We start from the raw sequence: 12,901 nt of genomic DNA on the forward strand, positions 1-12,901 counted from the left end.
CGGATGATCTGATCCGGCGTATGCCGCCGGCGCTTGCTACCTGCCATGTCGTCGTCGATTCTTCCTGCCCAAACACTCGGGCAACAGAGTCGCACAACAACTGGACCACTACGAAGGGCCCACCTCAGCTCATCCAGGCTGTATCGACGGATAAACCGACCAACACGCGTAACCCTCGGGTCATCGTGCATCTTGAATAGCACGCCTGCACCCTCGTTGTGCGCGCGCAGGACGTCCTTCAGGGACTCGGCGTCCTGCACCATCGATCGGAATTTCCACATAGTGAATGGGGCGTTGTTTAGACCGACGCGTAGTGCGCGGTAAAAGACAGGCCCCTGAGAGTCGAGTTTGATTGCGACAGCGACCGCTAACAGAACCGGTGCGAGGACTGTCAGGAGGATTGCGGCGCCGACCCGGTCGACTAAAGCCTTTCGGAACCTGTTGGCGCCCTCGTAGCGGGGTTTGTCGATGTGGAGGAGTGGAAGTCCAGCGACGGGCCTCACCATCACACGCGGACCTGCGACGTCGGTTACGCCAGGTGAAACCATCATGTCGACGTCCAGGCCCTCTAGATCCCATGACAGGGCCTGCATAGCGTTGTGGCCTAACGCCTCCGCCGATGTTACAGCGACACTCGTCGCGCCGGACTCGAGAACCGAGCCACACACATCGTCGAAAGACCCGTACACGCGAATATCAGTGCCTGCGACAGTCACGAAACCGCGGTGCCCAGTCCGCTCAGGCAGACAGAGTCCGACCACGCGGTAGCCGAGATTGGGCTGGCTGAGAAGCCTGTCGATCATCGGTACTGCGGAACTCTCACTACCAACTACGAGTACGTGTTCCAGACTCTTGGACTTCAATCGTTGACGGCCCAGTTGTTGCCGCCAGATCCAGCGCGAAATCAGCAGTCCTGCTGTGCCCACGGGTAGAGCTATCGCGATGAACCCTCGGGCGATGTTTAGACGGAACAGCAGGTCGACCATGGCGAGCACACCAAAGATGGACATGCACGCAGTCACAACCCGGCTGTACTCCTGCGAACCCGAACCGACGATGCGTCGGTCAAGCGTTTGAAACGCGCGTAGCGCAAGGATCCACGTGACACCTAATGCGACTGAAACTAGTGTTGCCGGCATCTGCGCTGTTCCGTTTGGAACTAGCGGCCTGTCCGCACCGAAACGCGCAAGTTGTGCCACAGCTACAGCAATGGCGACGATCAGGGCATCACTCCATGCGAGCCGAACCACGTAACCGTGAATCCATGAACGGGACCGCTCGCGTCCCCTGCTAGCGAAGCGCAGCTTCAGCGGTGCGCGCTCCGTATCCCGCCCCAATCCGTCATAAGCCGGACGATGGGCCACTGCCAACCTCCCACAACACAACATGAATGAACTCGAAGGCGGCGATCGGCCCCTGCGCCCAACCACCAGAACGTTGGCTAACGTTCGGTCCCGCAATTTGTCTTTACAGGATGCTGAGAGAGTATTTCAGGACGGTCACAGTTACAACTTGAGGGGTTCGTGTAGTCCGGACGAGGGACATTCAGTACGCAATTCTGCATGATCATTCTCGTGGTAAATCCGCATTCGCCGTGAGCCTCCGCCTCGTCCAGCAGCACATCGCAACTTCCCTCCGCTCATGGGGCTGGGGCTGGGGTACCACATCCACTCTCCTGGATTGTCCGCCGTGCCAGGGACTTTCGACCCAGGTTCCCCGTGGGCATATGTGTTGGTCGTCACACCATCTGGCCCATGGGTGACACTCCCCTGCTCGCGAGAAACCCACTCACAACATCGCCAGAAAATGCACTTGAATCGCACAAAGATCAATCCCGATTTGGTTTCATTGGCTAACACTTTCTCTTCTCAAATCCTCAAATCGGACATTTCGCGATTCGACGTGACATCTTTGTTAACGACCGCCGACAGAGGGTTTGCGATCTATCCTTGCCGCGGTCACTCGCAGGACATCCGTACGCCCCTCCATACTCCGCCGCCTCGATCGGGGACAATGCAGCGATGCACGCTACCAGTCCGGCAATGCCGTCTCGGTTCCTTACGCGACGCAGCTTTTTGTCGGCGAGTGTCGGAACCGCGACCGCTACCATCTTTGGCGCATGTTCGCCGGGGCAGGGATCGCCTTCTAATGCGCTGTCCCAGCGCTTTTGGGGGTGCTTCCTGCCAGGAAGTATCGAGGCCGGTGCGGGTTCAGCGACAGCTATCGATCAACTAGCTCGGCTGGCTGGGACGAGTCCCAACGTCGTCCATGTGTACGCGTCGATAAACGATCAGCTGTCAGTAGAGACTTTGGACGTAGTCCGTCGGGCCGGTGCCACTCCCCTGGTCACCCTCGAACCGTGGAACCCGCACGACGGCCACGACCAATCCGAATACGCGCTGAGCAGCGTCACCGCTGGTCAGCACGATGCGGCACTGCATCGATGGGCCAGTCAGCTTGCCTCATGGACGCACCCCGTCTTGTTGAGATACGCACAGGAGATGAACGGTTCCTGGTACCCGTGGTCGGTAGGAGTAAATGGCAACTCCGCGGCTGAATTCCGGACCGCCTGGCAGCGGATGTACGCGATCATCAGCAACGCCGCTCCCAATGTCAGCTTCGTCTGGGCGCCGAACGCGATCACGGAGGGCACTACCGACTTCACTAACTGCTTTCCGGGGCACGAGTTCGTGGACTATCTAGGACTGGACGGCTACAACTGGGGCTCGATACCCGGACACCAGTGGCAATCCGCCCACAAACTCTTCTCGATGAACATCGCGACTCTCGACCGTCTTGCTCCGCATCTTCCAATTGTCGTAACCGAAGTTGGCTGCGCAGAAGGCAATCGACCAGAGCAAAAAGTAGAGTGGATCCGCGATTTCTTCAGCGTCATGGAGGCAAGCCAACGAGTCTCAGGCTTCGTCTGGTTCCAGATGGACAAGGAACGGGATTGGCGTTTCAACTCGTCCCCCGCGACCACGGCAGCATTCCGCGACAGTCTCGCGCAGTGGACACGCCACTGACTCAGCTCAGCCAGTGACCCGTTCGGTGGCGGCGTATTTCTGTTCGACGGCGTCCTTGGCGGACTGCCACCAGCTGGTGTTGTCGCGGTACCAGTCGATGGTCGCGGCCAGGCCGGCGCGGAAGTCGACATATCGCGGGGTCCAGCCGAGTTCGGTGCGCAGGCGGGTGGAGTCGATGGCGTAGCGGCGGTCGTGGCCGGGACGGTCGGTGACGAAGTCGAACGCATCGGCCGGCTGGCCGAGGAGTTCGAGGATGGTTTCCACCACGGTGCGGTTGTCGACCTCGCCGTCGGCGCCGATCAGATAGGTTTCGCCGATCTGGCCGTTGTCGATGATGGTCCAGACCGCGTCGTTGTGGTCGTCGACGTGGATCCAGTCGCGCACGTTGCGGCCGTCGCCGTAGAGCTTGGGGCGGACCCCGGACAGGACGTTGGTGATCTGGCGGGGGATGAACTTCTCGATGTGCTGATAGGGGCCGTAGTTGTTCGAGCAGTTCGAGATCGTCGCGGCCACCCCGAAGGACCGCACCCACGCCCGCACCAGCAGGTCGGAGCCGGCCTTGGTCGAGGAGTACGGGCTCGACGGGTTGTAGGCGGTGGATTTGGTGAAGCGGGCCGGGTCGTCGAGGTCGAGATCGCCGTAGACCTCGTCGGTGCTGATGTGGTGATAGCGCACCTGGTGGGCGCGCACGGCTTCGAGGAGGGTGTAGGTGCCCACCAGGTTGGTCTGCACGAACGCCGACGGGTCGGCCAGGGAGTTGTCGTTGTGGGATTCGGCGGCGAAATGCACCACCAGATCGCTCTCGCCGACGAGTTTGTGGACAAGGGCGGCGTCGGCGATGTCGCCTTCGATCAGCTCGACACGGTCCGCGACCGGGGCCAGGGTCTCGGGGCTGGCGGCGTAGGTGAGTTTGTCGAGCACCCGGATCGTCACATCGGGGCGGGTGGCCAGGGTGCGCAGCACGAAGTTGGCGCCGATGAAACCGGCACCACCGGTCACGAGAACACGCATGAAGAATCCTTTGCGGAATTAACGGAATGCAGGAACCCATACGTGCGGGCTATTTCTGCGGAATTTGTCACAGAGTACCGATTCGGTTCTGCGAATGCCGAACCAGGCGCTTAGCCTGCTCACCATGAAGGGCATCATTCTGGCTGGTGGCACAGGATCGAGGCTGCACCCCATCACACAGGGTGTGAGCAAGCAACTCGTCCCGGTCTACGACAAGCCGATGATCTACTACCCGCTCTCCACGCTGATGCTCGCCGGCATCCGCGACATCCTCATCATCACCACCCCGCACGACGCCCCGGCCTTCCAGGGATTGCTCGGCAACGGTGACCAGTTCGGCATCAACCTGACCTACAAGACCCAGCCCTCACCTGACGGCCTCGCCCAGGCCTTCACCCTCGGCGCCGACCACATCGGCGGCGAGTCGGTGGCACTCGTGCTGGGCGACAACATCTTCTACGGGCCCGGCGTTGGCAACCAGCTCCAAGGGTTTGAAATCATCGATGGCGGAGCCGTATTCGCCTATTGGGTCGCGAACCCGGAAGCGTACGGAGTGGTCGAGTTCGACCCCAGCGGCAACGCGATCTCGCTCGAGGAGAAGCCGACACAACCGAAGTCGAACTTCGCCGTCCCCGGCCTCTACTTCTACGACAACGATGTGGTCGAGATCGCCCGCAACCTCAAGCCCAGCGCCCGCGGCGAATACGAGATCACCGACATCAACGCCCACTACCTCGGACTGGGCAAGTTGTCCGTTCGCGTCTTGCCTCGAGGCACAGCTTGGCTCGACACCGGAACCTTCGACAGCCTCCTCGACGCAGGCAACTTCGTTCGCACCGTCGAACAACGCCAAGGCCTTAAGATCGCTGCGCCCGAGGAGGTTGCCTGGCGTCAAGGGTTTATTGGCGATGAAGAACTTCGGGCGCGGGCAGTGAAGCTCCAGAAGTCGGGCTACGGCGACTACCTACTCGAGATCCTGTCACGGGGTCGAGCATTCTGAGGTCCGCAGAAACGGGTGTGTGCCCAATTCTGGGGCCACAGCACCCGCGGGGATACTGAGCACATGCCTGCCCAGCCCGTCGATCCTTCCGTGTTTCATGCGTTGGTCCTGCTGAACCTCTTGTTCATGACGGGTGCCTGGTGTCTGGCTCGTCCGACCTACCGAGCCGCAGTCGTCATGGCGGCCGTGTCGTTCGCATGGTTTATGTGGAACGGGCCGATCGAGGGTCGGGTGCTGATCTCGATCAACATCAACCACGGGTTCACCGAGTCGGACATTCTCTCGATCGTCGGAGTCGCAATCGCCGCAATTACTTTCGTACGCACCAGGGAACGGCGGCGGTACGAGGAGTAGGGGATGGTTGAGGAGCTCGGGTCACAGCCCCTTCGTGGCTCCTCGCTAGCGCTCGTCGCACCTCAGGGAGCAGTGGGTGGCTCGCCGTTACACCCCGGGGACCCGTGGGTAGCTTCCCCAACCGGGCTCGCCTATCGGGCGTTGTAGTCGAACCTCTGCTTGTCCAGCTGTGCACGCAGCGCCGGTTCGAGGACCCGCGCGGCCGTCGCCGTCAGGTGCGAGTCGTCGCGGTAGAAGAGGATCTTGTTGTGCGCGGCGAAACACGAGTTGCCCTCGCACAGCAGGTCGTTGACGCTGACCGTTGTCACGTCCTGGTATTCGTCACGTGACGCGGCGTCGGTGATCGGTTCGATGCGCGGGTAGTCGTCGTAGTTGAACTCGCACTTGGTCCAGTTGTCCATCGAGCCGGAGATGCAGTCGGCCACCTGGAAACCCGGGTAGGGCGTGTCGGCGATGTAGACGAGCTTGGCGCCGGTGTTCCGCAGCTGGATCATCGTGTGCGTCCACGCGGCCTCGGAGACCACACGATCCGGCACATACGTCGACAGCGACGAAACGAAGATGATCCGCGGGCCCACCTCGGCGATGCGCTTCAGCGTCTCCTCGCGCCACTCCTGGCAGTCCGGCTTCACGTACGGGTCCGGGATGCGGGGCTGCGGCCGCAGGTGCTGGGCGGGGCAGGCGGCCTTGGTGAACTGGTGGATTCGCCAGCCGTGGTCGGCGCCGAGGTTGCGGATCGCCTGCGCCCACTGGTCGGCGTGACTGTCGCCGAAGAGCACCACCGGGATGCCGTCGGCCGGACCGAAGACGCAGTCGGTGCGGGGCGCGGTGTCCCCCACCGGGATCAGGCACTCGAACGGTTCGGGCCGGTCGTCGAACGCCTGGAACGGGTTGGGCGTCACCGCGCCGGACTGCTCACCGCTGTCGGTGCCGAACACCGACTGATACGTGAGCGACGCGTTCGCGACGGTGTCGCGGCTGGCCACCTGCACGGTGATCACGCCGGCGGTCATCGTGACCGCCAAGGCTGCGACGACGCCGGTCAGACCCAGCGAGATCGACGCCGAGTCATTGCGTTTGAGCTCGCGGTTGCGCAGCAGCGGTTCCTCGAACAGCAGCGTCGAGATGGTCGCAAGCACCAGCGAACCCGCCGACACGGCCAGCAGCACCGGCCAGCTCGACGACCCGACGACCGCCTCGTACAGCACGATCGCCGGCCAATGCCACAGGTACCAGGCATACGAGACCCGGCCGAGGAACTTCAGCGGCGGCGTCGCCAGCAGTCGTCCGACGAACAGCGAACCGGTACCGACCGCACAACCGGAGGCGATGACCAGCGCGGCACCCGCGGTCGGGAGCAGCGCCGCGGTACCGGGATACGGCGTGTGCGCGTTCACGATGAACGCCGCGACGACGATGCCGACCAGACCGGCCCAACCGAGCACGAGGACAACGGGATTGCCTGCGCGGAGACCGCCGAGTCGTGCGAGTGCCGGCATCCCGATGGCCACCAGGCCGCCGACCCCGAACTGCCAGGCGCGGGTGTAGGTGGCCATGTAGGCGGTCGCGGGATCGGTGGGCGTCAGCACGATCGCCCACACCAGCGACGCCACACTGACCAGCAGCACCGCGATACCGACCGACCAGCGGACCGACACGTGTTCACGCAGTCGTGTCCGGGTGGCGAGAGCACCGGCGCCGATCACCAGGAACGGCCAGATGAAGTACAGCTGGGCCTCGATGGCGAGCGACCAGAAGTGCGTCGCCAGGCTGCCGTCGATCGCGCCGGCCAGATAGTCGGCGTTCTGCTCGATGAAATGCCAGTTCGCCAATTGCGCTGCCGCAGCCAGCAGATCGAGCGCCTGCTTGAACACCTTGAGCAGCGGCATGAAGATCGCGGCGCCGATGATCGACACCACGATCACCAGGGCGGCCGGCGGGATGATGCGGCGGGCGCGGCGGGCGAAGAAGCCGCGCAACGAGATCCGTTCGTTGCGCTCGTACTCGCGGACCAGCAGCCCGGTGATCAGGAATCCGGAGATCACGAAGAAGACGTCGACGCCGACGAATCCGCCGGTCAGGTACGGGACGTGCGAGTGGAACAAGACCACGAGCAGCACCGCGATACCGCGCAGGCCGGCGATGTCGTCGAAGAAGGTTCGCGGCACACGTGTCTCGGCAGTTTCCTGCGTCGACGAAACGGTGAGTGCGGCCATCGGTTTCGTCGCGGCGTCGTAGGTCATGCCCTCGCCCGGCCGATCACTTCGTGTCCCACGGGAGCATGAGATCGAACCAGCCGAGCGCCATCGCCGCGATGAACAGGATCACGCACGTGTACCCGATGACCTCCCACACCGAGATGCGGTTCCAGTTGGTCGGGGTCGGGCGTTTGGGAGTGGCTGCGGGGCGGGCGTCGTCGGGTGCGGGACCGAACGGCGTCATGAGGTGATCTCCTTCGGGTCGATCTTCCTCAACTGCACCGTCTCGGCGTCGTCGGTCTCGGCATCGGCGTCGTTCGCGTCGATGTCCTCGGGGTCGACTTCCGCGCTGCGGCTCCGACGCCGCGGCAGCAGGATCTTCACGAACTCGACGAACAGCGGCAACGCCAGATACGTGTAGGCCAGCACCAGCCCGACCATCATCCAGAACTGGGCGAGCCCGTACACCATCACGTCCCGCACGATGAACACCCAGAACGCCAGCAACGACGCCCCGAGCACCGTCGCGCCGAGCCAGGCGATGGAGCGGGCCAGCGAATTCGACTTGCCGATCACACCCGTTGGCACCCAGCCGATCTCCCGGCCGATGATCTTGTGCCAGATCGCCACCGCATGCGCGTAGCTGTAGGCCATCTGGATGCGCAGCACTTCGAAGCGCCAACGCGTGCGCGACACCAGCGGGAACAGCACCACGTACACCCACAGACCCAGCAGGAACGGAACCAGCTGCACGGGCCGGACGTCCTCGGGATAGAAGGCGGCCATGATGACGCCGGGCAGGAAGAGCAGGAAGACGTTCAGCGCAGTGGTGACGTAGTACAGGACACCGGCCCAGCGGGCGATGCGCTGCCGGAGGGTCTGCGACTGTGGGCGGTCGCCCTTCGTGACGGCACTCCGCAAGCTCCGTGCCTCCTCAGGGAGCGACCGGGTGCGGATGCGCGTCAGCGTCCCCTGGCACCAGCGGTACTGCTGGTTGAGGAAGCCGGCGAGGTCCGACGGGCACAGGCCGCGCGACAGCAACACGGGCACGTAGCGGATCGTGTAGCCGGCCTGTTGGAGGTGACGTCCCGTGTGTAGATCCTCGCTGTGCTCGATCGCGGCGAAGCCACCGACGCGCTCGATCGCGCTGCGCCGGTAGACCGCCGACGTGCCGACACAGTTGGCCGCACCGATCCGATCGCGCGAGGGCAGCACCCAGCGGTAGAAGAACTCCTGCGTCGCGCCGGCGGTGCGCTGGATCCAGCCCATCGACTCGGTGGTCGCGAAGCATTGCGGACTCTGGACAATTGCGACTTGCGGGTCGTCCAAATAGGGGACCAAATGTCCGAGAAAATCCGCGCGCGGACAGAAATCGGCGTCGAATATCACGATCAATTCACCGCGGCTGATCTTGCACGCGTTCCGGAGGTTGCCCGCTTTGCGGAGGTGTCCTCTATCCGGACGAACGACGTAGTCAAATCCGAAAGACGCTGCGAGATCGTGAACTTCCTCGCGCGCGGCGTCGTCGAGCACAAAGACCGACAGGCGTCCGGGCCAGTTCATCGCGACGATGTGCTGGTAGGTGTTCCGCAGGATCTCCAGGCTTTCGCCGCACGTCGGGAGAAAGACATCGACGCTCGGGTAGCGGCCGTCGTGCGGATTCCAGGATGTGACGCGTTCCTGATGCGACGCCCACGTCACCCGTCGTCTGTTCATCCCGGTTAACAAAGAGAATGTGTTGCCGATCACATTCAAAACGAGGACAAAAAGCACCGGCGTCAGCCACACGTGGGTGGTGGCAAATGCGACAAGTGAGACAGAGACCAGCAGGAATGCGGCGATCAGAACCAGCTGAATCCAGCGCATCTGCGGTCCGAGGTACTCGTAGACCTCGTCGTCGGTCGGCGCGGTGACGAACTGGGGATCATGCTGCGGCACAGGCGGTTCGGTGTGACGTCGGCCACTGGGCGCAACCGCCGGAGCGTCGTCGGTGAGCACGGAGCGGCCAGCGGACGACGCACCTGTTGTACGGGTCCCGACGGTCAGCTCCACCCACTCAGAATCATTCAACCAATACGTCGACGCAAACCGCAGGAATGGACGGGTTACCGTTACCGGGTGAAATCCAGGTGGGGCCGAGCGCGGTCCGTCGGCGTGTGTGTCGCCGTCGTGTCCGTTTTCGGGATGGGGATCGCCGCATGTACGTCGACATCGAACGACGATTCGACGGCCGGCGCGCCCAGCTCGGCAGCGTCGTCGACGCCTGTTGTGCTGAGCGCGGAGGCGGTTGAGCAGCGTGGCGGAATCGTCCGGACGGACGACATTCCCGATTCGTGGTCGTTGCCGGACGGCACCGTCGCCAAGCGACTGGTCTATCGGTCCACCTCCGGGGTCGACGGGTCGGCGACGAATGTGAGTGGCGCGGTCTTCGTTCCGGGTTCCACTCCCCCGGCCGGCGGCTGGCCACTGATCGCCTACGCGCACGGCACAACGGGCATCACGCCTGACTGTGCGCCGTCGGACCAGGCGGACATGTTCGGTGACCTGACCGCGGTCCGGGATTTCCTCGACGCGGGATATGCCGTGGTCACCACCGATTACCAGGGACTCGGCACCCGCACCGGACGCCAACCGCCGCACCCGTATCTCGAACCGCTCACCGCCGCCTACAACGTCATCGACTCCGCTCGGGCGGCCCAGTCCACCGGTCTCGGCATCGGCTCTCGCTGGCTGGCCGCGGGCCGCTCACAGGGCGGCGCGGCGGTCTGGTCGACCGCCGAGGAGTTCGCCGGTTACGGCGGGGGAAGCGGTGAGTTGCTGGGCGTCGTGGCCGTCGCACCGCTGCTCGATCCCCAGTACTTCGCCACACGCGCGCAGGAGAACACGCTCACCCGTGCCCAACAGCATCTGTATCCGCTGCTGGTGCACGGCGTCTCGCAGGCCGACCCGGCCGTGAAGCCCGGCGACCACCTCTCCACGCTGGACACCTCCGCCGTACCGGCATGTGGGGATGACCGCACCGCGGTGTCGATGTTGTCGGTACCGGCGAACACCTCACTGGGCGCCGTGACGCCGGAAGCCGCCCGGACCCTACACGCGCGCCTCAAGGCCTACACGCTCCCCCGCACCGCGACAAAGGTGCCGATCCTCGCGGTGTACAGCGCGGCCGATGATGTAATCCCGATTGACGTGATGGAAAACACACTCGATCGCGCATGTGACGCCGGGGATCGGGTACTGAGTGCCAGGCATGAAAAGCAAGGGCATATCGTCGACCCTGGCCCCGCTATGGCGGCCTGGGTCCGCGACCGAGTTGCCGGACTGCCCGCACCGAGTAATTGTTGAAACAAACGAAGCCTGACGCCTCACGCATGGCCGATAAATGGCCGCTATGGTGACAAAGTCGCCAGACGAGAATCGTGGGTTGGGAGACTGGTTAAATGTTCAATGCCGTGAAGCGCATTGCAGGTTCTGCACCGATCTGGGCATGGATCGTCATGGTCGTGTGTGCAGTGGTCCTCGTCGTCGGTCTCATCGTGTCGAGCAACCGCACCGCGCCGACGTCGGACACGGCGGCGCAGATGACCCCCACCAGCTCGACCCCGCTCGAGCCGCCCGCCACCCTCGCCTTCGTCGAGGACGCCAAGGCCCATGCGGCTGAGCCCAGAACGATTGTGCTGCTCGGCGACTCGACCGGTGCCGCCCGCGACGGCTGGGCACCCAAGGTCGGCACCGCGATCAGCCAGACCCTTCAGCGGCCGATGGCAACCAAGTTCTGGAACACCACGACCAATGATTACGGCGCAATGGTCGGGCTCGGCGACGGCCCGAACGGACCGATCGGATTCTGGAATGCCAGCGCTTCCGGGAAAGATGCGAATTACGCGGTCGAGAATCTCGGCAAGATGATTCCTGCAGATGTCACGCCGGATTTAATCCTGCTTAATTTCGGACATACGCAGGATGCCGAGACCCCGCTCGCCGAACAGCTGCAGCCGCTCATCGCACAGCTCCGCAAGCAATACCCGAACGCCGACCTCGTCGCGATCAAGCAGAGCCCGGCGCAGGGCAAGAACACCGGTGAGCGGACCGCGGGCTTCGCGTCGGCCATGGACGCCGAGGGCATCCAGGTCATCGACGTCTACTCCGCCTTCCCCACCGACGACGCCGCGCTGGCGCCGCTGCTGAAGGACACCGTCAACCCGAGCGCCGCCGGTCAGCAGATTTGGACGACGACCGTTCTCAAGGCTTTTGAGGTTCAGGCGTAGATCTTCTCCGATCGAGCGCCGCATCAATCAGCTCCTACGCCGCACTCCCCAGGCGAAGGGACCACCGCCGCACTCGACGGCCTGCTCGAAACGCTTTCTCGTAGAACGTTCGGCCGTGATTGTCGGCCGAGGTGCATAGTCCGTGATCGACGCGCAGCTGCAGAATCCTCCGAGTGTGCGGCGACTGCTCCACTCAACGGCCGCCCGGTACGCCTTGTACACGGGTTGAGAAAAAGTCGTGGCGATGAGCCACCGGATCGGTGAACGCGTTTCGCGCCGAACCCCCTACGTCGTGATGGACCATCGCCGAGTCGCCCCGGATTCGGGCGGACGGTAGCCGCGAGCACCCACCGATGATCCGGCTGCAGCGCTACGCGCAATTCCCGTGCACGCGCCCCGTCGACCTGACTGCCGCGCACCGGTCCTGCTCGACGCGCCGCCCGCTCGGGACGATCTGCGGAGCAGGTCCTTGCCGCCAATGCGGACACCGTCGTGGCGGCGGACACGGTCGGCCTCGGCCGAGTGGAAAGCCTGCCGGCTCTGGCATGGGCCAGCGGAGGTGGCGCGACGCTCATCGATACGTATGAGCTCCGGGGCGTCGGGATGTGGGACGGCGATACAGGATCGCTGCCTCGCTACCCGCGATCCACGACCTCTCGCAGCACTGCCGCTTCACAGACTGTGCGCACGAGACCGAACCCGACCAAAGGTGATCAGTCGAGCGCTCTCCGCGCACTACCGGGATCGGCGAGTTCGGTCCTACCCCGGATTTCCTAGTTCGATGTATCGCTATTCTGTGGATTGATCGTCATTTATCCACAGATCTTGTTACTTCTGGGATTACTGTTCACTGGTGTTGCATCATTTCTTTCGCAGGCGTGAAATAGATTGCGAGCAGCGGTAACTCGCTGACAACTGTTGTCAACGGCCAGTTTGATGTCCCCGCTGGTGGCCAGGTAAAAGTCCCCACCCTGTGCGGGATGTTCTAGGTGGGTGGTACCTCCGTTCGGTGTGTCATGCGGTAGGAGTCGCCGTCGGTGATGA

Annotated in this window: 10 protein-coding genes; 5 read left to right on the forward strand and 5 right to left on the reverse strand. The window is 63.5% G+C overall.

Annotation, left to right across the window (positions count from 1 at the left end):
• Positions 1-1,388 (reverse strand): sugar transferase (locus BJF87_RS18295; RefSeq protein WP_139319548.1); only part of this gene is annotated, 1,388 nt, incomplete at its 3' end.
• A 654-nt stretch (positions 1,389-2,042) separates the two neighbouring features.
• Between BJF87_RS18295 and BJF87_RS18300 the strand changes: the two genes are divergently transcribed.
• Positions 2,043-3,026 carry a glycoside hydrolase family 26 protein gene (locus BJF87_RS18300; protein WP_262339047.1) on the forward strand — a complete coding sequence of 328 codons (984 nt, stop codon included), beginning with the start codon at positions 2,043-2,045 and terminating at the stop codon, positions 3,024-3,026.
• A 6-nt stretch (positions 3,027-3,032) separates the two neighbouring features.
• Here BJF87_RS18300 and rfbB read toward each other — a convergent pair whose 3' ends face one another.
• Positions 3,033-4,037 (reverse strand): dTDP-glucose 4,6-dehydratase, encoded by a 1,005-nt coding sequence (gene rfbB, locus BJF87_RS18305; RefSeq protein WP_075863701.1) that lies wholly within the window; start codon positions 4,035-4,037, stop codon positions 3,033-3,035.
• Positions 4,038-4,161: 124 nt separating this feature from the next.
• On the opposite strand from rfbB, the gene rfbA reads away from it, so the two are divergent.
• Positions 4,162-5,037: a glucose-1-phosphate thymidylyltransferase RfbA gene (gene rfbA, locus BJF87_RS18310; RefSeq protein ID WP_075863704.1), complete on the forward strand. Its 876-nt coding sequence runs from the start codon at positions 4,162-4,164 to the stop codon at positions 5,035-5,037.
• Positions 5,038-5,100: 63 nt separating this feature from the next.
• Positions 5,101-5,391, forward strand: coding sequence for a hypothetical protein (locus tag BJF87_RS18315; protein ID WP_075863705.1), 291 nt, complete (start codon positions 5,101-5,103; stop codon positions 5,389-5,391).
• A gap of 131 nt (positions 5,392-5,522) precedes the next feature.
• On the opposite strand, the gene BJF87_RS18320 is transcribed toward BJF87_RS18315, so the two are convergent.
• The 3 genes from BJF87_RS18320 to BJF87_RS18325 are packed head-to-tail and all read right to left on the reverse strand — an operon-like array spanning position 5,523 to position 9,641.
• Complete coding sequence (locus tag BJF87_RS18320; protein WP_075863702.1) at positions 5,523-7,634, reverse strand: acyltransferase family protein; 2,112 nt, start codon at positions 7,632-7,634, stop codon at positions 5,523-5,525.
• Between the two features lie 16 nt (positions 7,635-7,650).
• On the reverse strand, positions 7,651-7,833 hold the full coding sequence (locus BJF87_RS25915; RefSeq protein ID WP_139319549.1) for a cellulose synthase (UDP-forming), glycosyl transferase family 2: 183 nt from the start codon (positions 7,831-7,833) through the stop codon (positions 7,651-7,653).
• Positions 7,830-9,641: a glycosyltransferase family 2 protein gene (locus BJF87_RS18325; protein WP_139319550.1), complete on the reverse strand. Its 1,812-nt coding sequence runs from the start codon at positions 9,639-9,641 to the stop codon at positions 7,830-7,832. Before BJF87_RS18325 ends, BJF87_RS25915 begins: the two co-directional genes overlap by 4 nt.
• A gap of 66 nt (positions 9,642-9,707) precedes the next feature.
• Between BJF87_RS18325 and BJF87_RS18330 the strand changes: the two genes are divergently transcribed.
• Both BJF87_RS18330 and BJF87_RS18335 read left to right on the forward strand, forming a co-directional pair.
• Entirely contained in the window at positions 9,708-10,934 is a 1,227-nt protein-coding gene (locus tag BJF87_RS18330) for a lipase family protein (RefSeq protein WP_262339046.1), read from the forward strand.
• A gap of 95 nt (positions 10,935-11,029) precedes the next feature.
• Complete coding sequence (locus BJF87_RS18335; RefSeq protein ID WP_035753212.1) at positions 11,030-11,857, forward strand: SGNH/GDSL hydrolase family protein; 828 nt, start codon at positions 11,030-11,032, stop codon at positions 11,855-11,857.
• Positions 11,858-12,901: the final 1,044 nt, after the last annotated feature.

Origin of the sequence: Gordonia sp. CNJ-863, from assembly GCF_001942325.1 — a bacterium.
GTDB classification, from domain to species: domain Bacteria; phylum Actinomycetota; class Actinomycetes; order Mycobacteriales; family Mycobacteriaceae; genus Gordonia; species Gordonia alkanivorans.

Bases quoted from the DNA above. Each gene is read 5' to 3' on its own strand.
- BJF87_RS18300 (WP_262339047.1), top strand. From the start codon at position 2,043: ATGCCGTCTCGGTTCCTTACGCGACGCAGCTTTTTGTCGGCGAGTGTC.
- rfbA (WP_075863704.1), top strand. From the start codon at position 4,162: ATGAAGGGCATCATTCTGGCTGGTGGCACAGGATCGAGGCTGCACCCC.
- BJF87_RS18320 (WP_075863702.1), bottom strand. From the start codon at position 7,634: ATGACCTACGACGCCGCGACGAAACCGATGGCCGCACTCACCGTTTCG.
- rfbB (WP_075863701.1), bottom strand. From the start codon at position 4,037: ATGCGTGTTCTCGTGACCGGTGGTGCCGGTTTCATCGGCGCCAACTTC.
- BJF87_RS25915 (WP_139319549.1), bottom strand. From the start codon at position 7,833: ATGACGCCGTTCGGTCCCGCACCCGACGACGCCCGCCCCGCAGCCACT.
- BJF87_RS18315 (WP_075863705.1), top strand. From the start codon at position 5,101: ATGCCTGCCCAGCCCGTCGATCCTTCCGTGTTTCATGCGTTGGTCCTG.
- BJF87_RS18335 (WP_035753212.1), top strand. From the start codon at position 11,030: ATGTTCAATGCCGTGAAGCGCATTGCAGGTTCTGCACCGATCTGGGCA.